Origin of the sequence: Sphingomonas sp. OTU376 (genome assembly GCF_038440415.1) — a bacterium.
GTDB classification, from domain to species: Bacteria; Pseudomonadota; Alphaproteobacteria; order Sphingomonadales; family Sphingomonadaceae; genus Sphingomonas; species Sphingomonas kyeonggiensis_A.
The window spans coordinates 19,978-41,574 of the sequence record NZ_JASATQ010000004.1; the positions used below are offsets into that span (position 1 = coordinate 19,978).

Genomic DNA, 21,597 nt, shown 5'->3' on the forward strand with positions numbered 1-21,597 from the left:
CAGCCCCTTCAGCTCCCCGGCGAAGGCCGGGGCCCAGTTTCGGCGCACCATCGATAATTGCGGCGGAGCCTCTCGACCGACATGGCAATTGGGCCCCGGCCTTCGCCGGGGAGCTGAAGATGTCTTAGCCCGCCGGGCCCTCCGCTTGCTTCTTCTCGCGTTCAGCACGGCGCGCCGCAGCCTTCTCCTGCCGCTCGATCCTGCGAGCCTCGCGTTTGTAGTGGGCCCGCTGCGCCGGTGTCAGGATCGGTGCACCGCCGACAACGATCTCCTCATCCATCGCCGCCGCATTTGCGGGAGCCGCCTGGGCTGTCGGCGCATCCTGCGCGGCCGCGGGCATGGCCATGATGCCGGCCGCCAGAGCGGTCGCTGCAATCAGGGCCTTCGCCGCCGGATGCTTGTAGCTTACGCAAAGCTCCTCTCGGGCTTCGGCCAGCGTGCGCAGCCGCGCTGCCGTGCCGAGCTCGTCCAGATCGACCACGCGCTTGCTGCATTGCCGGCAGAAATCGCCGTCCATCACCTCATCCAGGCGATCGGCAACGGGGCAGGGGCGACTGATCCTGGGAAAACCATCCATGACGCTTCACTCCCCTGTTTATGCCCGCAGCCTATAATGTGCGCGGGCCGTTGCCTAGCGGCCACGTCTCTGCTAGGCGCGCGCCTTCCGCTGCCGGTCGGAAACCGGCGGCTTTCCAAGGAATTCGATGTGAAGAACGATACGCATCCCGATTACCACATGATCAAGGTCCAGATGACCGACGGCACCGTCTTCGAGACTCGCTCCACCTGGGGCAAGGAAGGCGATCTGATGACGCTCGACATCGACCCGCTGGCGCACCCGGCCTGGACCGGCGGTTCGCAGCGTCTTCTCGACCAGGGCGGCCAGGTCGCGCGCTTCAACAAGCGCTTCGGCGGCCTCAACCTCGGCAAGAAGTAATCTTGTGGGCTTTCGGCGCGTTACGTTGTTAACGCGCCGTTAGCCAGCAGGGTCTAGCTTGCCCGGCATGGCAAGCGCAGCACGAGCATTCGCAGCGGAATTCGAACCGGCCGAGGAACTTGGCCGGCGCAGGTCCATGCGCGCGCCGGTCTCGCTCGATGCGAAGATCGGGCGGGGCGGCCTTGACCGCGCGCTCTGCAAGGTGGTGGACGTTTCGCTCCATGGCGCCCGCATCCACACCTATTCGGTGGTGAAGGCCAACTCCATGATCTGGCTGGCGCTGCCCCGGATCGGGCATGTCGCCGCTCGCGTCGTCTGGTCGGACGATTTCGAGGCCGGCCTCGAGTTCCAGACTTCGCTCACGCCCGAAGCGTTCGAGATACTTACGGCATAATGATGGCCCTGTGCGCCGAAAGGATGCACGGGGTGATTGCGCATGGGCGCAAACTAAGACATCCTCCACGAACTTCACCTGCTGGGGAAACTGGTGATGCTCAAGGGTCTGCTGCTTTGCGCGGCGGCATGTGCCGCGCCCACGACGGTACTGGCAGGCGATAAGGACCTGCCGATCGTTCCGAACCTGAAGGCGATGCTCGCCGCCGATGGGGCTGCGCGCAATGCGCCGGGCCGCAAGGCCGCGATGGCGCGGCCTGCCAGCTTCGTGCCGATCGCCTATCGTGGTCTCGAACGTGGCGATCTCTCGACCACGACTGTCTCGCAGCCGCCGGTGCGGTTGCAGTCCGCCACCTCCGTCGCCGAGCTCAAGGCGGCGCGGGACTGGCATCTGTCGGTCGTGGAGAACAGCCAGAACACCACCAGCGCCCGTGGCGGCAGCTGGGCCGTGTACGATACGCTCTCCGATCATCGCAAACCGCGATTCCGCCGTTCGGCGCTGAGCACCATGCTGGTGCTCAAGATCGACGGGAAGGAAAACACTTCACCGGTCAGCGTCGGCGGTGGCGGTGTCGCATCCGCCCTGTGGAAGGCGATGCCGGGGGACTGATCCCCCGGGCGGCCGCTTAGCCCAGCCAGTCGATCCAGTTGCCATAGGCATGGCAGGTCGCGAGCCTGCGGGTCTCGCCGCTCGGCCAGCAGGTCAGCGTCAGCTGCACTTCGCTGCGCGTCGGCGTCCATTCGAAGCCGATCCAGGCAAGCGGCCGTTCGGCCGTGGCGCGGGCACCGGCGCCGTGGATCGCGTTGAGTACCGTCGCGCGGTCCTCGCCGGTGAAATATTGCAGCACCATCGAGTGGAAGACGACGCGGCACCGCCCGGCCAGCTGTGGTTCGGCGAGCCGCTCGACCAGCCAGGACGCGGCGTCCTGCCGGTCGATCCGCGGCGGGTGGCGCAGCGCCAGGTCGAGCGCGCGTTCCAGCCGGCGGGCGCGGCCGGGCTGGTCGGCCCAGACATAGGAAAGCAGCCGCTCGCGCGTCTCCGCATCGCCCGGGTCGAGCGGGTTGAGATCGACTCCGCGCGCCGAGGCGACCTCGATCGGGGCGGGAAGGGGCTCCGGCCCCGTCCATAGCGGCACCACCTGCACCGGTGAATCGACCTGACCGGCGGAAATGCCGCCCAGATCATAGCCATAGCGGGCAAGGTTGAGATTGAGTCCGCAGCTCGATCCCAGCTCGAGCAGTTCGAAGGGCAGCCCGAACCTGCGCCGCGCGACCATCAGCGCGGCGCCGATCGCGGCGGCCCGGCCGACTTCGTTGGTCTGCGGCGTATCCTGCATCCAGCGCGCGATGAACCCGTCGGAGGCAGCGAGGGCGGCACCGATCGCGCCGTCATAATCGTCATGCTCGCGGCGATAGAGCGCGCGCAGCGCCTCGGGCTCGCCGCGCCGCGCCAGCGCGTGGAGCGCGGCGTTGAAGCGCATAGCCAGCGCCGAAGCGGAGGGATCGCGCGGCCAGCCGGCGATCAGCTCGGCGGTCTGCGGCGCGAGATAGAGCTGGCGATGCCCGGCCTCGAGCACCGCCGCGACGAAGGGCGAGCCGAGCTTGCGCGCGACCCGGGACTGGCGGTGGAGCTCGCCCACCGGGGTGGGCACCATCATGCGCATTCTGTTTTCCTTGCCACCCTGGGGTGGAGACATGCGGGCATCCGGCGTCCGGCCCGGCGGCATGACGCCACCGGGCCGGTGCACCTCAGAAGGTCTGCCAGTCGTCGAGCGCGGCGCCATTGGCCGGACGCGTCAGCGCCGAGACCGCGGCCGCGGGCAGCGGCTTGGCCGAGATGTCGAACCCGCCGCGCGCAGCCGCACGCGGCGTCGCCCGGCCGGTCTCGCCGACCTTGAAGCGACGTGCCTGCTCGGAGAGCGTGGTCACTTCGCTCGCCAGGTGACGCGCGGCAGCCGAGGTCTGCTCGACCATCGCGGCATTCTGCTGGGTCGACTGGTCCATCGCGCCGATCGCGGTGCTGACTTCGCTGATCGCGGTCGCCTGCGCCTGATTGTCGGTCGCCATGTTGCCGAGCAGCGAGTGGACCTCGCCCACGCCGGTCGAGATGTTCGCCAGCGCGCCATCGACCTTCTGCACCGCGTCCACCGCCGAGACGATGTCGGTCTGCGTCGCGGTGAGCTGATCGCGGGCCCGGCCCGCTTCCTCTTCCGCGCGCATCGCCAGCGCCGAGACCAGGTCGGCGACGACCGCGAAGCCGCGGCCCGCCTCGCCGGCGCGACCGGCTTCCACTGCCGCGTTCATCGCGAGAACCCGGGTCTGGAAGGCGATCTTGTCGAGACCCTCGATGACCGAGTCGATGCCCTTGGCGCTCTCGCTCACGCGCGTCATCGCCTGCATCGCCTCGTCGGCGGTCTCGCGACCGTCGGTGACCGTGGCGATCGTCTCGTCGGCGCGGGCAACCGTGCGGTTGGCCGCGTCGGCGGTCGCGCGCAGGCGGCCGTTCATCTGCGTCACCGCCGCAGCCGTCTCCTCCAGGCTGGCGGCATTGGCTTCGGTACGGCGCGCCAGGTCCTCGGAGGCCTGGGCGATCTCGTTCGAGCCGGTGTTGATCGCCGCCGTCGATTCCATCACCGACGCGATCAGGCTGCGCAGCTCGCTCACCGCGGCGTTGAAGTTGGTCTTCACCGCTTCATATTCGCCCGGGAAGGCCTGGCTGATCTCGGCCGTGAGGTTGCCGCCGGCCAGTTCGGAGAGCTGCGCCGATACGGTCTCGACGACCATCTTCTGCGTGGCTTCGGCCTTGGCATTGGCAGCGTCGGCGGCCTGCTTGGCCACCGCGGCATCGCGGAACACCAGCACGGCGCGGGCCATGTCGCCCAGCTCGTCGCGACGATCGGCGTCGGGCACCGCGATGTCGTTCCGGCCGGCGGCGAGATCCGCCATGGTGCGGGTGAGGCCCGAGATCGGGCTCGCGATCAGGCGGGTGAGCACCACGGCGAGGGTGATGGCTATGCCGATCAGCGCGATCGCGCCGATCACCAGCACGAACAGGGCAGTGCCGATCGCCGATTCCTGGCGGGCGCCATTCTGCTCGATCGCCGCGGTCTGCGCGTCCTTGATCTCGCGCAGCGGCAGCACGGCGGCGCTGGTCAGCACGGCCTTGCCGGCGGCGCGGACCTCGGCTTCGGCCGCGTCACGCTGGCCGGCCTTGACCTTGGCGATCAGGCGATCGCTCCAGTCCTTACGCCACTTGAGCGTCTCCTCGCGCGACTTGACCAGCGCGTCCTTCAGCTTGGGATCCGTCAGCAGGGTCTCCAGCTCGGCCGAGGTCTTGTCATAGTCGTCCCGCCCCTCATTGTACGACTTGAGATAGGTCTCGTCCGCCGTCACCAGGAAGCCGCGCATCTGGCTGTTCTGGCGCAGCAATGCGGTCTCCAGCGCCTGCGCCTTGGCGTAGATCGACTGGCTGAGATTGTTGGCGTCGGTCGAGCCGCGAATCGACGAGATGCTGGAGTAGAACACCAGCATCACGATCGCCGCCGTCGCGCAGATCGTCAGGAACGACAGGCCCAGCTTCCTGGGGATCTTCATGGCCTTGAACATATTTCCTAGCCTTGATCGGGATGGTGGCGCCTGCGGCCGCAGGGCGCCGCCACCTCAGGGGTGCTTCCGATAGGGAGCGGGGCCCGGACCATGCCCCCCGGCATGGCCCGGACCCTGCGCCGGATCAGAAGTCGAAGCGGACCGCCGCCGAGATGGTGCGGCCGTTGAGCACATGCGCACGCGCCACGCCCACCGCCGGGATCACGGCGTCGTCGATCGCGGTGATCGCGATGACGTCGAACAGGTTCGCGGCGTTGACCGACAGCGTCACGCGGTCGAGCGGACGGAACTGCACGAACGCGTTGGTCGTCGTGTAGCCCGGCACCTTCAGCGTGTTCGCGGCCGTGGCCCAGCTGCCGGTGGTGCCGATGATGACGGCGCCGACGCTGAACTTCTCGGTCGTGATCTGCGGGGTCACCTGGTAGATCAGCTTCGCCTGGTGCTGCGGCGTGTGGCCGCTGTTCGCCGGGGTGAACACGTCGTTCGTGATCTCCGCGTCGGTGTAGGTCGCACCCGCGGTCAGGCTGAAGATGCCCATGCGGTAGCTGCCCTCGAACTCGGCGCCGATCGCCTTGTAGTCGCGCAGCAGCGGCAGTCCGGTGGTCGAGTCGAGGTTGCTGTCCTCGGCCTTGGCCCAGAAGCCGGTCAGGTTGAGCGTCAGCTTGTCGTTGCGGTACTTCACGCCCGCCTCGGCCTGGTGGACGACGTCGACGGCGTTGTCCTTGTCGACCATCTTACCGGTGGTCGGGTTGACCAGCGGGCTGAACTGGATGCGGTCGCCATTGGCGCGGCCGCCGCGGCTGTAGCGCGCGAACACCGCGAGCGGCTCGGCGATGCGCCAGTTGATACCGGCTGAGTAGCTCAGATAGCCATAGCTGTAGTCGACCACGCCCGGGGTGGCCGGGGTGATCGCCACAGCCATTTCCGGCACCGAGATCACGCCGTCGCCATTGACGTCGCGCGGGGCGACACCAACGCGGCCACCGCCCAGGTCGGCGCCGAACACAGTGCCTTCGGCCTTGCCGAAGTCATAGCGCAGCGAGCCGCCGATCGAGACGCCGCCGACCTTGAGGTTGACCGAGGCGAACGGAGCGTTGGTGGTGTAGCCGAGCTTGTAACCGCGGCGGAACTGGCCCGGGGTCGGCGCGCCATAGCGCAGCGTGCCGTCCTGGGTGACCTTGACGCCGCCGGCGGTGGCGACGTCGAGCAGCTGGGCATCGCCATTGTCCGAGATGCCGCTGAGCACGGTCGCCCAGTTCCAGTCGGAATCGATGTTCTGGTGCGAGCTGTAGAGGCCGACGGTGGTCGTCAGGTCATGGCCGCCGAGCTTCCATACCTTGCTGGCGCGGATGTCGTTGGTGACGTTGCTCAGGTCGTTCAGGTCGGTATCCGCGAGCATCATCAGCGCGCCGAGGCCGTTGCCGTTGAGCGTCGTCGGGTTGGCGACTGCCTGGCCGGTGTTCGGGCCGCTGGCATAGCGCAGCGTGCCACCCGGGGCGCCGAACGCCGCCGGCATCGCCGCGGCGGGCACGAACTGGGTGTAGTAGATGCCCATGTAGTGGTTGGTCATGTTCGAGTAGCGGAACTTCTCGGTCACGTCCCAGCCGGCGATCTCGAACTTCGCCTCGAGGCCCACGGACTTCTGGATCGGGTGCTGGCCGGCGGTCACGTCGTCGCGCACCGGCTGGTTGTTGCCGTCCAGGGTCAGCTGGGTCTGGTAGAACTTCGAGAACAGCGAGTCATGACGCACGTCATAGCCGGCGATGTTCTTGTAGGTCGGGTTGGTGTTGGTGCCGCTCACCGCGATCGGGGTGATGTCGTACGCGGGCGTGCGGTCATCCAGATACTTGGCGTAGAAGCGGATATAGCCGCCGTCGAACTCCTTGGTGACGTTCAGCTTGATCTGGCCGCCGCGGGTCGAGGTGAAGCCGGTCGCGCGCGGGCCTTCGCCGTCGCGGTAGAAGCCGCCGACATGGAAGCGCAGCGTCGGGGTGATCTTCGCGCCATAGTCGAAGTCGATGCGGCGCATGCCATAGTCGAGGCCGGCCGAGAGCTGCACGGCGCCGCCTTCGGTGTCGCCGGTCTTCGAGATGAAGTTGACGATGCCGCCCGGCGAGTTCGACGCGAAGGTCGAGGCCGAGCCGCCGCGGATCGCTTCCACCGCTGCCAGGTTCAGGTCGGCGCGCAGGAAGGTGTCGGCGGTGGCGAAGGCGATGTCGCCGAATTCGAGCACGGGCAGGCCGTCTTCCTGCAGCTGCAGGAACTTGGCGCCGGTCGAGGCGATCGGCAGGCCGCGGATGGTGATGTTGGCGCTGCCTTCACCGGTCGATGCTTCCGAGCGGATGCCCGGGATGTCGCGCAGGATCTCGGAGATCGAGCGGGCGCCGATCTTGTCGATCTCGGCGGCACGCAGCGCGCTGGTCGAGGTGGCGCTGTCCAGGCGGTCGCGGCCCTTGGCGACGCCGGTCGAGAAGACTTCCTCGGTCTTCTTGGCGGCCGGGGTCTTCTGGGCCTCGCCCTCGGGCTTCGGTGTGGTGTTGCTGGTCGCCGGAGCGGCCGGCGCGGTCTCCGACGCCATGGCAGGGGCGACGAGTGCGAACGGCGCGGCAGTGATCAACAGGAAATGCTTCTTCATGATTAGACGATCCACCTTTGAAAATTTTGTGACCCTCGGCGGGGTCGTTCCTTCCCTGGAAACCGGCGCTGCCGGTGCTGCCTCGGCGATGGCGGGCCCCCGTTGCGCGGGACCGGGCCAGCCATGCGGACGAAGCGGAATTTCTGCGGTCTGGATGGTTCCGGCCTGGGGCTGCACCCGAGGGCATCGACCGGCGATGGCTTGCGAACGTCGGGCACGCGCAGGCTCTCGGCCCGACGCGACGGGATCGCGCAGCCGGTGGCGAGATGATTGCGGGTGATGCGTTCGCGGAGCCGCCCCCCTCCCGGAGCTTTCCGCATCGATGCGCCGACGGCAGAAACGCTGCCGTGGCCGCCAGAACTTCCCTGGCCTCTTGCGAGGCTCTTGTACCGCTGCGCTCCTTTCCCCCTCAGCGGGCCGGTGGGCCCATCGGTTAATATAGTCGGGTCGGGAGAAGCGCGGTCAGACTACGCAAAATTTATATTATCTGACAAATCAGAGCATGACTCTGAGAAGCAAGGCTTTCTTCCAATACAGGGTGTGTACGGGTCGCGGTTCTTCGGCGGGTGTTGCGCCGGAACCACAGTAACCGAAGCTCGTCTTAGTTCGGCTTGGTCTGGCGTTGCGCGACGAGCTTGCGCACCAGCTCGGCATATTCGTTATTTGCGTCCAGCGCCTTTGCCTGGTTCGCGGCGTTGGTTGCGCCGGCCATGTCGTTCTGCGCGACCAGGGCGATGCCCTTCGCGGCGATCAGGTTGGCGCGCTCGGCGCCGGCCAGGTCCTTGTCGCTGGCCAGGAACCGGTCGACGAAGGGCGGCATCTCGCCATAGGCGGACAGGCTCAGCAGCGTCGCGACATATTCCTTGGTCAGGTCATGCTGGTTGGGGGAGATGGCGAGCCCCTTGGCATAGCTTGCCTTGGCGCCTGCGAAATCCTGCATCTCATACTGGATCCAGCCGACCGCATAGGCGAGCTCGGCATAGTGGAGGTTGGTCAGCACGAAGTTGGAGCCGGCCGGGAAGCCGTCGATCGCCTTGCCTGCCTTCTTCGCGGCGTCATAGGCGAGATACTGGTGTTCGTCATAGACGCGCACCTCGGCGCCGCAGCGTTCGGCCGCGGGCATCGCGGCGGGCAGGGTGGCATAATGCTTCTGCAGCACGGGAAGCAGGGCGGTGAAGCCCGGCTTGTCCTGCGCCTTCATCAGCGCGAACGCCTTGTCGATATCGGGCTGGACCCGGGCCGCGAAGGCCGCCTTGTCCTCGCAGGACCCGGCCAGGGCTGTGGCGGGCGAAAGCAACGCGATGGCGGCGACAGTTGCGACCCAATATCCACGCATGCCCATACTCCCTTGAAGAATATGGCGGAAAGGGTGGGATTCGAACCCACGGTGCGCTTCCACGCACGGCGGTTTTCAAGTCGCGGTCTAGAGAGGTTTCTCCATGAATGAGTAAGTATCCGTAGGTTGACAATATTTAGCGTTTCCAGAGGCTTGCCTATCTAGAAGTCCCGAACGGGTTCAGGTAGGTTTCCCCCGGCTGCTTACGATGTGCTTACTAAATCGGAGCAGCCGTATGGCCGTCAAACTCACTAAAACGTTCATCGAGAGCCTCAAACCCGGGGCCAAAGAAGCATTCTACTGGGACACCGAAGCCAAAGGCTTTGGCCTGAAGATTAGCAGCCGCGGTAGAATAAGCTACCTCGTTCAGGGCCGTGTCGATGGAAGTGATAAGAGCGCGCGTATCACTATCGGGACCCATGGCGTGTTCACGGTCGAACAGGCTCGTGAAGCTGCTCGCGAACATTTGCGAACAATGCGCCGGGGCGAGGATCCTCGTGAACTCAAAAGGCAGAAAGAGACGCTGGAACTCACGCTCAGGCAGATTGGCAACGACTACATGGCGCGGCCTGGCAAGCTGAAGCCGAGAAGCCGGGAGATCATTGAGCGCCATCTCTCGACCACGTTCGAAGCTTGGCAGCACAAGCCAATCGCTACGATCACCGTTCGGATGTGCCGGACGCGCTATCGCGAAATACTCACCAAGGGGCTGCGGGGGAAAAAGGGAGCGCCGGGACAGGCCAATCAGGCGTTCTCCGTTTTGAGCGGTCTAATCAATTATGCGAGTCGGCAGCATCGCCGGGCAGATGGCTCACCGCTTATTCCCTTCAACCCTGTGGCCGTGCTCAAGGATGACAGGGTGCGCCTCCGTCCCCGCAGCAGGCGCATACTCGATCACAGGGTAGGGGCGTGCTGGCTGGCCTTAAGGCAGTGGCGATGGGTCACCTACAATCACAGCACGCTGTCGGGAATCGACCTGGTCCGGTTTCTTTTGCTCACCGGACTTAGGATTGGGGAGGCCAGCACTCTTCGTTGGGATCAGGTGAAGCTGGAAGATGGCTTCTTTGACATTCCGGATCCCAAGAACGGCAACCCTGTTTCGATGCCGCTATCTTCCCAAGCGACGCTTCTCCTAGGTGAACGGGATCGGGAACGGATCGAGGGCAATCCTTTTGTTTTCCCGTCATGGAGCGGGAGCGGGCATGTCGTGAGCCCGCCCGGTACCATGAAACGGCTCGGCGAAGTTGCGGGCAACAAACTCGCGCCGCACGATCTGCGGCGTACCTACACCAATATCGGGCTGCGCCAGTGCCGGATCGAGAAATTCCGCGTCGACTTGCTGACTAACCATATCACCAAGGACGTCACCACGGAGCACTATTTCGATACGACCAACCTGCAATGGCTTCAGCCGGAAGCGCAGATGATCGGTGACTTCCTCGACCGCGAGGCTGATCGGGTCGCCGAGGAGCAATGCAAGGGCCTGAACGAACACAGGCTGCTCTTCGAGGACTAGATCGAATACAAATTTCGAGTGTGATGCCGTCTTTTCGGCAAAGCCCGAATGGAGGTATCCACGCCCAAGTTGGGGGGCGATCGGCCTGCCTAAGTTCAGGTCGATCGCCATCAGCTGCAGGCGCCAGCTTTCTCGCTGATTCCGTGGGTCAAGCTGCCTGCTTTAGTCGTGATAATAGACCGGCGGTCTCAAGCGCCCGCTGTAGGCCCGAATCGCCTACATAGGCGTAGATCGCGGTGGTCGAGATGTTTTCGTGACCGAGCAGGCGCTGCAGAAACCGCAGATCAACCCCATCCTCGAGCAGCAGGGTCGCGCAAGTGTGCCGCAACATGTGCGGCGTTACCCGGTGACGCACCCCCGCATCCGCTGCGAACGCGCGGAGCCGCCGGCGGACCCAATCCGTTGTCCAGCGTGCTTCACCGATTCCAAAGAGGCTGAGGCCGGCGCGGCGTGCGGCTAGCTTTTGCAGAAGTACTCCAAGAGCAGAGTCTGTTATGAATACTAGCCTTTCGCGATGGCCCTTGCCCTGGACGCGCATCGCCCCGTCATCGATGCGGAATTCGTCCGCCAACAGGTTGGTCAATTCGCCGACGCGTATCCCGGTGCAGATCAGAACTAGTACAGCCAAAGAAACCTGGTGGTCGAGCGTCTCGCCGCCGAGCCGAGCCTGCGACCATGCCGCTGTCGCGAGCAGGCGCGTATCGGCCCTGGATATCGAGCGCGGCAACGAATGCGCCCGCGGCAGCCGTAGAGCGATACCGTCAAAGGGAGAGCATTCGATTCCGCCTGTATCGGCGAGATGCTTGTAGAACCCCCGAAGGCAGGCGACTCGCCGGCGAATGGTGCGAGCGGCCGCGCCGCTCTGCGCCAAGCTCCGGATGTAGTCCAGGATCGTTTCGTTATTCGCTTGTTCCAATCCGGCGCCGCCCAGCGAACTCTTGAAGTGTTTCAGGTCCGAGGCGTACGCCAGCGCCGTGTGCTCCGACGGATTTCTCGTCGCGCGTATTTGGTTGATGTACGTTCGCGCCAAGTCACTCGATGCACACATTATCGACCTCGTTATTCATCCGAAATGGTTCCGATGTGCGGTGCTATGCGTTTCAGAACCGTGCACGTGGGAGTTGGAATGGCGGCCGATATTTGGGTCGCTTAGAGAATGGGCGGATAACTCAGAATTATGCGCAGCGAGCAGGAGGAGATTTGGGCTCGGTTACGCGCGCTAACCGACAGCGTGCTTGGCATGGCCGACGAGATCACCGTCGCGGTCGTGCTCAACCGCAAGGAGGCGATTCCTGACGATCCGGATGATCGGGCGACGGAATATCTGAGCGATCACGAAGCCAATGAACTCATTGTCGGCTTTCGAGAGGCCGGCTTCCGGACCCGCTATTATGAAGGCGAACATGCCTTCGTTTCGGCGGTTATGGACCAGGGCGGCAAGATCGGGGCGGCCGGGCGGTCGATCGTGTACAACCTTGCCCAATCGGGAACGGGGCCGGGCAGGAAATCGATGATTCCCGCCTTCTGTGCCCTCAATGATATCCCGACCTGCAATTCGAACGCCTATGCGGTTTCACTGGTGCGGCATAAGCTGCATGTACATGCGCTGCTCCGCCGGTTCGAGCTGCCGACGCCGGACACTTGGTCCTTCACCGCGCACTCGGGTTGGCTGATGGGCCAGGCGCCACCGAAAGGCGAAATTCTGATCGCCAAGGCCGCCTATGAGGCTGCGAGTGTCGGACTAGACCAGGAGTCGGTCGGGGTACTGTCGGCCACCTATGAGCGAATGCTCGCTGCCAAGTCATCAAGCCTTGGACAGCCCATGGTTGTCCAACGGCTGATCTCCGGCCGCGAATTCGAGACGCCCGTCGTCGAGATCGATGGACGGTTCCGCGCGCTTGGGCCGGTCGGCATCACTCTCGATGGCGATGATCGGTTGGACGACCGTATCCTGGCATATGATTCGGTTGCGCATGATGGTTACGGCTTCGCTCCAGGGACGGTCGAAGCACCACTCGGAGGACGGCTCCGCACCGCTGCTGCGAAAACCTGTGAAGTACTCGGGGTCAACGGATTCGCGCGGGTCGACTTTCGGGTGCCGGACAATGGCGACGCCCGCGTGATCGACGTGGCGACGAGCCCGCACGTCGTACACCACAGCTCCTATTGGGCCACGTTCGAGCATGCTGGCTGGAGTCACCCGGAAATGCTGGCCTGCATGATTGCCGTCAACGGCAACCGCCTGGGGTGGCTCGAAACCTAGCCCTCGGACCAGACCTGGATATCGGTCATCAGAAGGCCCCGGCCGATTGACCACCACGGATCCTGGTCCCCGTCGGGCGGGCGCCGCATGGCTGGGAACTCGTCGAAATCGCTTGCAGTCTCCAGCGCCGGATCGCGAATAGCTTGGCCGAGCAACGTCAGGCGGCGCAGATGGGCGCTTCTGAACCAGCGAGGCACCGCGCTGACATGGACCTCCAACGTTCCGACCAAGGCTGCGGCGGCATCCCGATCCCCCGTTAGCGCTTTGGCAATAGCCAGGTTGGAGCCGGCATAGAGCGCATAGTAGCCGTCCAGATCTTCGTCGCGGACATGCCGCCAAATTTGTTCTAGCAAGGCATGCCCTTCCGCAGCATTGCCGGCGAGCAACGCGAGGGCAGCCCGATTGGAAGCCAGGAGCGATCGATCCTGCCGGCGCCCCTGCTCGCCATCGGCGAGCAGCAGTCCCAACGCGTCCCCGGCGGAATGCGCGGTTTCCAGTCCGGCGCGATAGGCCGCTATAACATAGTTGTTGAGTGCCTTATAAGGCTCGGCCGTGCGCAATCCGCGAAGGTTCAACGCCTCGATCCATTGGACGGCGCCGCCGGCCGTTTCTGTCGCGGCAGAAAACCGGCCAAGCGTGAATTGCGCTCCCGCCAGGTTAACTAGGCTCGCGGTGTACTCGAAGGCATGGCGCGGGGTGTCCCCGCCATCGACGGGCCCGAACCAGTCGGCCGCGCGTGCGATATGCTTGATCGCGATTTCGGTCGTGAAGACCATGTCCGCCTTGCGATTGAGCGCTTCGGCTCGCGTGCGCGAGGTGGGGTCCTGCTTTGACTGGCGCATCAGATCGCGGGCCAGCATCGTGTATAGTTGGCTCGCCCGCTCGGTGTCGCCACATTGGATCCAGGCGGTAACGAGGATCGACATCAGTCGTTGCCAGAGCTCCGGCTCTTCCCGCCACTCGCGCCAATGTTCAAGCAGACTCACTGCTTCGCTGTAGGAATCCGGTGTCCGCCGCTTAATCTGGTTGAGCGCAATCAATGCCACAATTTCGCCCTGAGCGATGCCGAACTCGCCATTGTAGTGGGGCAGGACACGTGAAATCGCTTCGCGATGGTCGCCGCGATCCATTGATTGATAGGCCTTTGCCAAGGCGTCGAGCGCGTCCGCTAGGTCGCCAACTTCGGAAGTGCCGAGCGGTGCCTCACGCTCGCCGCGCACCACCTGCACCGCCAGTGCGAAGGCAAGCTCATTGGCTTGTTCGATCTTGCCGGACAGCAAGGCGTGGTGCAGGCGCCCGGCATAGTCGCCGGGGCGCAGGAGCTTCACGCATTCCGCAAGCTTCGCGTGGAGATTCGCGGCGCCCGCCGACCCGAGACGCTCCGCCGCGGCGCGCACGACTTCGTGGACGAAGCGAACCATGTCCCCGTCGATCGACAGCAGCTGCTTGCGGACGGCCGCCTCGAAAGCAGGTGCGAACTTGTCTTCGTCCATGAACGCGCATCGGAGCTCGGTTTCGAGAAATGCCGATCCCGCGCACGCGGCGATCGAGATCAGTCTGAGTAGGCTGTTTTCGTCGTCCGTACCGGCGATCCGAGCGCTCAGCAGCTCTGACATCAGTGCCGTAACGTCAGAGGTCCGGGCGAGGCTTTGCAGGTCAGTTTCCGCGTCGATGCGTACGATCTGCTTGGCGACCTCGAGATGTCCGTGCGACACGGCGTATAGCGCGTCGAGCAGCTTTCGGCCGAGTGTCCGTTTCAGGCCGAACGCCTCAAGTACCTTAGGGAAAGCCGATCGCGGCGCCCGGACGATATTGACCGGATCCGGCACGCGCAGCGAGCGAAGACGCTTGGAATCCAGCGTCGGGTCGGCGTCGAGATTCTCGACGAAGAGCAGCGATGCCGATTGGGCAAACGAATAGGCCCGCTGCACCTCCGGGCGGTCCAGGCTGAGCAACAGATCAGCGGTGTCGGGATCGAGCCAGCCCACATCATCGACTATGAGAAATAGCGGTCGCCCTGCTGAAAGGTTCTGCAGGCCCTGAAGAAGGTCCTGCTGTTCGGCGGACAGAAACTCGGGCGGAACGCCGCCCATGCCGGCAACCGCGACCTTCGCGAGGTCGGCCGCGGCACCGCCAACCAGCGGGATGATCCGCAAAGGCGCGGTGACACCCGTTTTCATGGCTTCTCGGACGGCTTTGCGCGGGCGCGTTCTCGCCAGAGCCCGATGAAGGGAAAGGAACTTGGTGCCGGAGTGACCAGCGTCCCCGGCGATGCGTACAACGACCCCAGCATGTCCGAGAAGCTCAGCGACCGCCGCCACGATCGTCGATTTACCCGAGCCCGAAGGCCCTTGAAGCCAAACGCGGGCAGCCGGCTCGGAAAGCCGCTGGATCAACCCGTCGATGATGACGGGCTGATCGAGCAGGTCCGCCAAATCACGCATAATTCTGAGTTATCGCTTAAGGCCGGTCGCTACTGGTCGCCTATCGCGTGGTCAGCTGACTCGTGGTCAGCAAATTGGGAAGGGCATTCTATAAATGAGCGACCTCTGGCCGATGTCGCTGTGGTTAGTTGTGGATGATGCGGCCGGGCGATAGCCCGGCCGCAATCTTCCTGATCAGCCCTGGATGAACGCCAGGAGATCCGCGTTGATCACATCGGCGTTCGTGGTGGGCATGCCGTGCGGATATCCCGGATAGGATTTGAGCACGGCGCCCGGGACGATCCCGGCGGAGAGCTTGCCCGTGGTAGCGAACGGCACCACCTGGTCGTCTTCCCCGTGCATCACCAGCGTCGGTACGGTGATCGACTTCAGATCATCTGTGAAGTTGGTCTCCGAAAAGGCTGCGATCCCAAGATAATGGGCGAGAACGCTGCCCATCATGCCCTGACGCCACCAGTTGCGGCGTACGCCTTCCTTCACCTCGGCCCCGTCGCGGTTGTAGCCGAAGAAGGGCAGGGTGAAGTCGTAGAAGAACTGCGCGCGGTTGGTCGCCGTCTGCTCGCGGACCATGTCGAACACCTCCATCGGCACGCCGTCGGGATTGCTCTCGTTCTTGACCATGATCGGCGCCACCGCGCTGACCAGGACTGCCTTGGCGACGCGGCCGGGCTTGGCACGGGCAACATAGCGGGCGACTTCACCGCCGCCGGTCGAATGACCGACATGGATCGCGTTCTTCAGGTCGAGTGCGTCGGTGAGTTCGATCACATCGGCGACATAGGTATCCATGTCGTGTCCGGTCGCTGCCTGGCTCGATCGCCCATGGCCGCGGCGGTCATGGGCGATGACGCGGAAGCCCTTCTCGAGGAAGAACATCATCTGCCCGTCCCAATCGTCGGAACTCAGTGGCCAGCCGTGGTGAAACATGATCGGCTGCGCGTCGCGAGCACCCCAGTCCTTGTAGAAGATTTGGGTGCCGTCCTTGGTGGTGATCGAATTCATGGTCGTTGTCCCTTTTGAATGGTGATAAAGCGGGTAAGCAGTACGGAAATTTGGTGGTTCAGGCGGCGTCGACGAGGACGATTTCGGCATCCTCGATCGCTGTGACCCGGAGCAGCGTTTCGTCGCTGATCGCGGCGCCATCGCGGGCATCGATGCGGGTGCCGTTCACTTCGACCGCGCCGGTGGCAGGCACGAGATAGGCATGGTGGCTGGCGCTGAGCGGATATTCGGCGGTCTCGCCGGCCTTCAACGTCGCACCCACCACGCGGGCATCGGTGCGGATGGGCAGGGCGTCGGCATCACCTTCGAACCCGCTCGCCAGGGTCACGAACTGGCCAGAGCGGTCTCCCTTGGGGAAAGGCTTGGCACCCCAGGACGGGGCTTCGTTGCGGGTCTTGGGCTCAATCCAGATCTGGAAGATGCGCGTAGTACCGGGCTCGCGATTATATTCCGAATGGCGGACCCCGTTGCCGGCGCTCATTACCTGGACGTCACCTGCTTCGGTACGGCCGATGTTCCCCAGGCTGTCCTGATGCGTGATCGCACCGTCGCGGACATAGGTGATGATCTCCATGTTGGCGTGCGGATGGGCGGGAAAGCCGGTGCCCGGCGCAATAGTGTCGTCGTTCCAGACCCGGATCGGACCCCAGCCCATCCGGTCCTCGTCATAATAATTCGCGAACGAGAAGTGGTGCTTGGCATCGAGCCAGCCGTGATTGGCACCGCCGAGGCTGGCGAAAGGGCGACGTTCGATCATCTCTGTGTCTCCATATTGAAGCGGGGGTCGCTTCGTTGGAGCTAAAGTGCCGTCGGTCCGGCCTTGACGAAATAGAATTGATGGCATTGTATCATTTCCGAAAATGACACGTCGCCTTCCCGATCTCGAAGCCTGGGCAATCTTCGCCAAGGTCGCCGAACTTGGCTCGTTCGCGCGGGCCGCGCACGATCTGGGCCTCTCCAATCCCACCGTCTCGAAGGCGATCGGCCGGCTGGAGGCCCGCCTCGGCATCGCGTTGATCGCACGCACCTCCCGTCGGCTCTCGCTCACCGAGGGCGGCCGTGCCGCGCTGGAGCGTGCCACGCGCATTCTTCGCGAAGGCGAGGCGGTGGAAGATGAAGCGGCCGAGCAATCGGCAAGCCCTCGTGGGCGGGTGCGGATCAGCGCGCCGCTATCGTTCGGGATCGGTCATATGGCCGCGGCGCTACCGGACTTCATGGACGTCTATCCCGACGTCATACTCGATTTCTCGCTGACGGATCGTCAGGTCGATCTGGTGGCCGACGGGTTCGACCTCGCGCTGCGTATTGCGCGGCTGGAGGATTCGTCGCTCATCGCCCGGCGCCTGACCCCTGTCCGGCTGCAGCTGGTGGCATCGCCTGCCTATCTCGAGAAGCATGGCCGCCCCACGCATCCCGGGCAACTCGCCCAGCACAGCGCGCTCGTCTATACGGGCGGCGCGGCCCCCGGCTCGTGGCGCTTCATTCATCCGCAGTTCGGTGAGGAAGTTGTGCAGCCGGCAGCGCGGATGTGGACGGACAATGCCGATATTCTCACCCCGGCGCTCCTTGCTGGCCAAGGGCTGGCGATCCAGCCTGAGTTCCTCGTCTGGCGAGAACTGCGCGCGGGCACACTCGAAGTCGCGATGCCTGACTGGTCGCCGCCGCCGCTTGCCCTCCATTTGATAATGCCGCCCTCGCCATTGCGGCCACTGCGCGTTCAGGCGGTCATCGATTACCTCGGCGTTACGCTCTCCAGAGCTCCCTGGGCGGTCCCGCAATCCTGAGAGATGCCGATTGGTGATAGGTGTCGTGTTTTCCCGGCACGCTATTGTGCCCGCGGTATCCATTGCGACAGCTTGTCGAGAGCATCCTCCACGTGCCGCAGCGCCGCGGCGGCCTCGTCGAGGCGGAGAAATTGTCCATGGGCGGGGGGATTGCGAAACCGGCCAACGGCGGCGGATCCGATCATCCCGGCGATCTGATCCAACGAGGATGTCCGCCGGCCGGCCTCGCTCAGCAGAGCGTCGAAGCCCGCCCGGATTCGGGCGCGCACGCTCTCGACCTGCAAGTTCGTGCCTGCCGGCTCGGTCAATCTTTCGATCAGCCCCCGCATTTCGCCAAACATGAGGCCATGTCCACTGCTCGCCAGGCCCGCGAGATTGCGCAGTGCCGCGCGAATCGCTCGGGCGTCATCGACCTGGGGCAATTGCGAGGTCAGGGCAGGGATGTCGAGGCTTGAAGCTAGGGGGCGCACCAGCCTTGCGTTAAGCTCGACCTCAAGCGCCCGGACGAGGCCGAGCGCGATCAGGCCGCAATCGCGCCAGATGTCCCCGGCGCTGCGCACACGGTCGAGCTCGGTCGCCGATGCGAGAAACGAGATACGTCCCATAGGCGTCAGGCGTGCGGCGACGGCGAGTCGCTGCGCTCCGGCCTCGACGGGTTCGAGGACATCGCTTGTGAGAAGTCGCTGGAGTCGCCGGGCCATCCGGTCGCCAGCCACGGTGGCGGCACCAAAGACGATGGCGACAATATCGAGCTCGCGCTGCCAGGGGAGGCCGGCCTTGCTCGGAAACCGCTTCGCCAGCGCTACGACGCCGGCGTGATCACCGGCAGCCGACAGCATTTCGACCGCGCTTCGAAAGGCAGCAACACTGCCCTTCGCCACAACGGGCGCGAGCCATCCGGCAATATCACCTGCCTGCTCCAAGCCTCGCAGCTTGTGCTCCACGAACATCGCGGCCGAGTAGCGGCGGTAGACAGGATCGGCTGCAATCTCTTCGTCTGAGGGAAATGTGCCGTTTGCCGCGCTCGCCTCCATGATTTCATGGTCACGGGCATTAAGCCGCCCAATCATCTGCGCGTGGAGCAACGCCCACTCATCATAAGCAGGGTCGGACGTGGTCACGTTCAGGACCGCAGGGAGCCTCTGCATGAGCACTTCGACTTCGTCTTTTTCCTCCGCCAGATCGAGCAACTCGAACAGATGAAGCCAGGCACAAGGTGTTAGTCGGTCGGTGATTTCGGCCAGCAGCCGCTCGAGCGATGGTGCATCGCCGAGAAGCGCGGAGGCCTTGGCCGCGAGCCATGCCGCGCGCGGCCGATCGATCGCATCCTCCGGGACAGTCTCCAACAGCTTGATCGTGCGCTCGAGCTTTCCCGCCGCGTAGGAGGCGAGTGCTTGCAGATAGGCGCGCTCGCCAATGTCGTGATCGGCCTCGTCGAGGCGGCCGAGCAGAAAATTGGCGTCCTCGAAATCGCCGTTCTGTATGGCGGCGATGAGCCGCATCCGCAGGACCGCAGCCGGTCCTTCCCCGGCATCAAGCGTGGGGTCCGCTGGCAGCGTGCCGTAAAGCAGCGCATTGGCCACCTGTTCCCTTCGGCCGCCGTCCGCGTACAGGCTGCGCAGGAGCTTGTAGCGTCGAATATCCATCGGACTTGGCTGGCCGTTCACGAGCCGCTGATGATAGCGGGTCAGTAGCATCATGGATGCTGCCGCGAACGGCGCGACATCGGAATGGACCTCTGCCGTCCGCTTCTCGCGCTCGCGTTCGAGATGCGGCGCCATGAAAATTTTGAAACCGGAATAGTCGGGGATCACGCGCGAGCGCGCTGAACGTGTGAGCGCGGTTTCAATCCGCGCGGCGGCCGCTGCCACCTTCGAAGAGCCAGTCATCGCGGGCATCTAGAAAGGCCCGGCCGGTTTCTCCATCGCTGATTGATCCATGCTGGTCACAAACCTGTGCCCCTTCACATGCATCGCTGGTTCTAGCGATCTTCGGGGAGCAGTGCGGCCCTTTCGCCGCGCAACCCTTCGTCCAACAACAGGCTCTTGCGTGCGCCATACCCTTGTTACGGGTTCTCAACGACCTATACCATGTTGACCATGGCAGATGCAGAACCAGATACTGGCAGGGACACCAGGGCCGACGAGCTTGTCGCGCGACCCGGCGAATCGTTAAATGTCGAGCTCAAGACCTGGCTCGATCCGACCGATGACCAGCATGTCGCCAAGCTCGTAAAGGGATTGTTCGCGATCCGGAACCGCAATGGCGGTTTTCTTGTCATCGGCTTCGATGACAAGACCCTCGCGCCCGACGCCTATCCATTCTCCCGTCCGTTGGAGGACGTCTACCATCTCGACGAAATCCAGGGGATCGTGTCGCGCTATGCGCATGAGAGCTTCGAAGTGGAGGTGCGCATGGGAGAGCGCGCCGGCAACCGTTATCCGGTCATTGCCGTGCCCGACGGCGTGCGGACGCCCGTCGCTGTGAAGCGCGATCTGCTCGACAAGGCGACCCAGAAAGCGCTGCTGGCGAAGGGCGACATCTATTTTCGCACGCTCCAGAGCAACGGCACCGCCAGTTCGGCGAGGATCACCCCTGCAGATCTGTCCGCGCTGCTCGAGATCTGCTTCGACAACCGGGAAGCCGATATCGGTCGTTTCCTGCGCCGTCAGCTCGGCGGAAACGTGCCGGAAACCTTGCGGGCGCTTCTCGGTCAGCAGCCGGCGCCGAGCGAAGCCGATCAGCTCCGCGCCCGCGCGGAAGCGGTCATCATGCGCGGCGATGCCGCCTTCGATGCTGCCCGGGCGGCAGCACCGCTCCCCGATTCCCGAAAATCTTTTCTGGACGGTCTCACCATGCGGGTCGGCATGGCCGCAAGCCCGATCCATCCGGACGCGCTTGCGACCAGCGAGTTCATGAACCGGTTCGCTTCCGCCAACCCGCAATATACCGGCTGGCCCGCCTGGCTCGATGCGCGCGGTTTCTACAAGGAGAAGGATCGCGCGAAGGTCGAGGGCGGCGCCTGGGTTGCCGATATCCGGGGCGGCGATGCCGGCGAACGCGAGCGGCTCGAATACCAGCTTTATGATCCTCGCGGCGACTTCTATGTCCGTCGCCTCATGCAGGACGACACGGCGGACAATGTCCAGCCATTCGTCGCACTCGATCCTGTGCTGATGCTCTATCGCGTGACCGAGTTCATTGCCGCTGGCATCAGCGCGCTTCGCGGAGCCGGGTGGAATGAAGCGGATAGTGCCGGCTTCGCTTTTTCATGGTCTGGTTTGAACGGCCGCCGTCTCACCTCCTGGGCCAATACCATGCGCTTCTTCGGCGCGGGGGAGGGCTATCAGTCGCACACGGCTGTAGCGAATTCCTATGTCGAGGTCGGGCTGGATACGCCGCACCTGGCACTGGCGCCGGCGGTCGAACGGGCTGTTGCGCCGCTGTTCGCCTGTTTCAACGGATACCAGCCGCCTGCAACCCTGGTCGAGGAAGCGGTGCGTGCGCTGATCGAACGCAGGCTATGAAAAACGGGCGCCCCTGAGCCTGAATGCGGGGATAGAGCGCCGGACATGGGGCCGGGAGGCCCGTTGTCGCGCGCTGCTGGGTGGAACGCCCTGTGGCGCTGTCCCCGGGGGCGATGAAGGAAAGGTTCCGGGCGGCGCTGCCGCTCCGGAACCC

The 21,597-nt window shown here is 64.5% G+C and carries 17 protein-coding genes; 7 read left to right on the top strand and 10 right to left on the bottom strand.

Annotation, left to right across the window (positions count from 1 at the left end):
• Nucleotides 1-124 precede the first annotated feature (124 nt).
• The gene (locus AAHM44_RS02960) at nucleotides 125-577 is read right to left on the bottom strand and encodes a hypothetical protein (protein ID WP_269575429.1); all 453 of its coding nucleotides are present in this window, start codon (nucleotides 575-577) and stop codon (nucleotides 125-127) included.
• 129 nt (nucleotides 578-706) lie between these two features.
• On the opposite strand from AAHM44_RS02960, the gene rpmE reads away from it, so the two are divergent.
• The 3 genes from rpmE to AAHM44_RS02975 all read left to right on the top strand — a co-directional run bounded on the left by rpmE (nucleotide 707) and on the right by AAHM44_RS02975 (nucleotide 1,940).
• Nucleotides 707-937 carry a 50S ribosomal protein L31 gene (gene rpmE / locus AAHM44_RS02965; RefSeq protein ID WP_269575428.1) on the top strand — a complete coding sequence of 77 codons (231 nt, stop codon included), beginning with the start codon at nucleotides 707-709 and terminating at the stop codon, nucleotides 935-937.
• A gap of 136 nt (nucleotides 938-1,073) precedes the next feature.
• On the top strand, nucleotides 1,074-1,331 hold the full coding sequence (locus AAHM44_RS02970; RefSeq protein ID WP_260396038.1) for a PilZ domain-containing protein: 258 nt from the start codon (nucleotides 1,074-1,076) through the stop codon (nucleotides 1,329-1,331).
• A 96-nt stretch (nucleotides 1,332-1,427) separates the two neighbouring features.
• Nucleotides 1,428-1,940: a hypothetical protein gene (locus AAHM44_RS02975; RefSeq protein ID WP_342248939.1), complete on the top strand. Its 513-nt coding sequence runs from the start codon at nucleotides 1,428-1,430 to the stop codon at nucleotides 1,938-1,940.
• A gap of 16 nt (nucleotides 1,941-1,956) precedes the next feature.
• Here AAHM44_RS02975 and AAHM44_RS02980 read toward each other — a convergent pair whose 3' ends face one another.
• The 4 genes from AAHM44_RS02980 to AAHM44_RS02995 form a co-directional block, all read right to left on the bottom strand.
• Nucleotides 1,957-2,994, bottom strand: coding sequence for a DUF2332 domain-containing protein (locus AAHM44_RS02980; protein ID WP_342248940.1), 1,038 nt, complete (start codon nucleotides 2,992-2,994; stop codon nucleotides 1,957-1,959).
• 85 nt (nucleotides 2,995-3,079) lie between these two features.
• On the bottom strand, nucleotides 3,080-4,936 hold the full coding sequence (locus tag AAHM44_RS02985; RefSeq protein WP_342248941.1) for a HAMP domain-containing methyl-accepting chemotaxis protein: 1,857 nt from the start codon (nucleotides 4,934-4,936) through the stop codon (nucleotides 3,080-3,082).
• A 124-nt stretch (nucleotides 4,937-5,060) separates the two neighbouring features.
• The gene (locus AAHM44_RS02990; protein WP_342248942.1) at nucleotides 5,061-7,571 is read right to left on the bottom strand and encodes a TonB-dependent siderophore receptor; all 2,511 of its coding nucleotides are present in this window, start codon (nucleotides 7,569-7,571) and stop codon (nucleotides 5,061-5,063) included.
• 601 nt (nucleotides 7,572-8,172) lie between these two features.
• The gene (locus AAHM44_RS02995) at nucleotides 8,173-8,907 is read right to left on the bottom strand and encodes a hypothetical protein (RefSeq protein ID WP_342248943.1); all 735 of its coding nucleotides are present in this window, start codon (nucleotides 8,905-8,907) and stop codon (nucleotides 8,173-8,175) included.
• A gap of 235 nt (nucleotides 8,908-9,142) precedes the next feature.
• Here AAHM44_RS02995 and AAHM44_RS03000 point away from each other — a divergent pair, with 235 nt between their 5' ends.
• Nucleotides 9,143-10,423 (top strand): tyrosine-type recombinase/integrase, encoded by a 1,281-nt coding sequence (locus AAHM44_RS03000; protein ID WP_342248944.1) that lies wholly within the window; start codon nucleotides 9,143-9,145, stop codon nucleotides 10,421-10,423.
• 148 nt (nucleotides 10,424-10,571) lie between these two features.
• On the opposite strand, the gene AAHM44_RS03005 is transcribed toward AAHM44_RS03000, so the two are convergent.
• The gene (locus tag AAHM44_RS03005) at nucleotides 10,572-11,453 is read right to left on the bottom strand and encodes a tyrosine-type recombinase/integrase (protein ID WP_342248945.1); all 882 of its coding nucleotides are present in this window, start codon (nucleotides 11,451-11,453) and stop codon (nucleotides 10,572-10,574) included.
• A 210-nt stretch (nucleotides 11,454-11,663) separates the two neighbouring features.
• On the opposite strand from AAHM44_RS03005, the gene AAHM44_RS03010 reads away from it, so the two are divergent.
• Nucleotides 11,664-12,686, top strand: a complete 1,023-nt coding sequence (locus AAHM44_RS03010; protein WP_342248946.1) for a hypothetical protein — start codon at nucleotides 11,664-11,666, stop codon at nucleotides 12,684-12,686.
• Here AAHM44_RS03010 and AAHM44_RS03015 read toward each other — a convergent pair.
• The 3 genes from AAHM44_RS03015 to AAHM44_RS03025 form a co-directional block, all read right to left on the bottom strand.
• Nucleotides 12,683-15,130 (bottom strand): ATP-binding protein, encoded by a 2,448-nt coding sequence (locus AAHM44_RS03015; RefSeq protein WP_342248947.1) that lies wholly within the window; start codon nucleotides 15,128-15,130, stop codon nucleotides 12,683-12,685. The genes AAHM44_RS03010 and AAHM44_RS03015 overlap by 4 nt on opposite strands.
• A gap of 174 nt (nucleotides 15,131-15,304) precedes the next feature.
• Nucleotides 15,305-16,132 (bottom strand): alpha/beta fold hydrolase, encoded by an 828-nt coding sequence (locus AAHM44_RS03020; protein WP_342248948.1) that lies wholly within the window; start codon nucleotides 16,130-16,132, stop codon nucleotides 15,305-15,307.
• A 58-nt stretch (nucleotides 16,133-16,190) separates the two neighbouring features.
• On the bottom strand, nucleotides 16,191-16,889 hold the full coding sequence (locus tag AAHM44_RS03025; protein WP_342248949.1) for a pirin family protein: 699 nt from the start codon (nucleotides 16,887-16,889) through the stop codon (nucleotides 16,191-16,193).
• A 103-nt stretch (nucleotides 16,890-16,992) separates the two neighbouring features.
• Here AAHM44_RS03025 and AAHM44_RS03030 point away from each other — a divergent pair, with 103 nt between their 5' ends.
• Nucleotides 16,993-17,916 carry a LysR family transcriptional regulator gene (locus AAHM44_RS03030; protein ID WP_342248950.1) on the top strand — a complete coding sequence of 308 codons (924 nt, stop codon included), beginning with the start codon at nucleotides 16,993-16,995 and terminating at the stop codon, nucleotides 17,914-17,916.
• Nucleotides 17,917-17,957: 41 nt separating this feature from the next.
• Here AAHM44_RS03030 and AAHM44_RS03035 read toward each other — a convergent pair whose 3' ends face one another.
• Nucleotides 17,958-19,805: a hypothetical protein gene (locus AAHM44_RS03035; protein WP_342248951.1), complete on the bottom strand. Its 1,848-nt coding sequence runs from the start codon at nucleotides 19,803-19,805 to the stop codon at nucleotides 17,958-17,960.
• 156 nt (nucleotides 19,806-19,961) lie between these two features.
• On the opposite strand from AAHM44_RS03035, the gene AAHM44_RS03040 reads away from it, so the two are divergent.
• Nucleotides 19,962-21,443, top strand: coding sequence for an AlbA family DNA-binding domain-containing protein (locus tag AAHM44_RS03040; protein ID WP_342248952.1), 1,482 nt, complete (start codon nucleotides 19,962-19,964; stop codon nucleotides 21,441-21,443).
• Nucleotides 21,444-21,597: the final 154 nt, after the last annotated feature.

What these genes read in the sequence shown, in the direction of transcription:
- AAHM44_RS02960 (WP_269575429.1), bottom strand. Translation starts at nt 577, where the DNA reads ATGGATGGTTTTCCCAGGATCAGTCGCCCCTGCCCCGTTGCCGATCGC.
- AAHM44_RS02970 (WP_260396038.1), top strand. Translation starts at nt 1,074, where the DNA reads ATGCGCGCGCCGGTCTCGCTCGATGCGAAGATCGGGCGGGGCGGCCTT.
- AAHM44_RS02975 (WP_342248939.1), top strand. Translation starts at nt 1,428, where the DNA reads ATGCTCAAGGGTCTGCTGCTTTGCGCGGCGGCATGTGCCGCGCCCACG.
- AAHM44_RS02980 (WP_342248940.1), bottom strand. Translation starts at nt 2,994, where the DNA reads ATGCGCATGATGGTGCCCACCCCGGTGGGCGAGCTCCACCGCCAGTCC.
- AAHM44_RS02985 (WP_342248941.1), bottom strand. Translation starts at nt 4,936, where the DNA reads ATGTTCAAGGCCATGAAGATCCCCAGGAAGCTGGGCCTGTCGTTCCTG.
- AAHM44_RS02990 (WP_342248942.1), bottom strand. Translation starts at nt 7,571, where the DNA reads ATGAAGAAGCATTTCCTGTTGATCACTGCCGCGCCGTTCGCACTCGTC.
- AAHM44_RS02995 (WP_342248943.1), bottom strand. Translation starts at nt 8,907, where the DNA reads ATGCGTGGATATTGGGTCGCAACTGTCGCCGCCATCGCGTTGCTTTCG.
- AAHM44_RS03000 (WP_342248944.1), top strand. Translation starts at nt 9,143, where the DNA reads ATGGCCGTCAAACTCACTAAAACGTTCATCGAGAGCCTCAAACCCGGG.
- AAHM44_RS03010 (WP_342248946.1), top strand. Translation starts at nt 11,664, where the DNA reads ATGGCCGACGAGATCACCGTCGCGGTCGTGCTCAACCGCAAGGAGGCG.
- AAHM44_RS03015 (WP_342248947.1), bottom strand. Translation starts at nt 15,130, where the DNA reads ATGCGTGATTTGGCGGACCTGCTCGATCAGCCCGTCATCATCGACGGG.
- AAHM44_RS03020 (WP_342248948.1), bottom strand. Translation starts at nt 16,132, where the DNA reads ATGAATTCGATCACCACCAAGGACGGCACCCAAATCTTCTACAAGGAC.
- AAHM44_RS03025 (WP_342248949.1), bottom strand. Translation starts at nt 16,889, where the DNA reads ATGATCGAACGTCGCCCTTTCGCCAGCCTCGGCGGTGCCAATCACGGC.
- AAHM44_RS03030 (WP_342248950.1), top strand. Translation starts at nt 16,993, where the DNA reads ATGACACGTCGCCTTCCCGATCTCGAAGCCTGGGCAATCTTCGCCAAG.
- AAHM44_RS03035 (WP_342248951.1), bottom strand. Translation starts at nt 19,805, where the DNA reads ATGACTGGCTCTTCGAAGGTGGCAGCGGCCGCCGCGCGGATTGAAACC.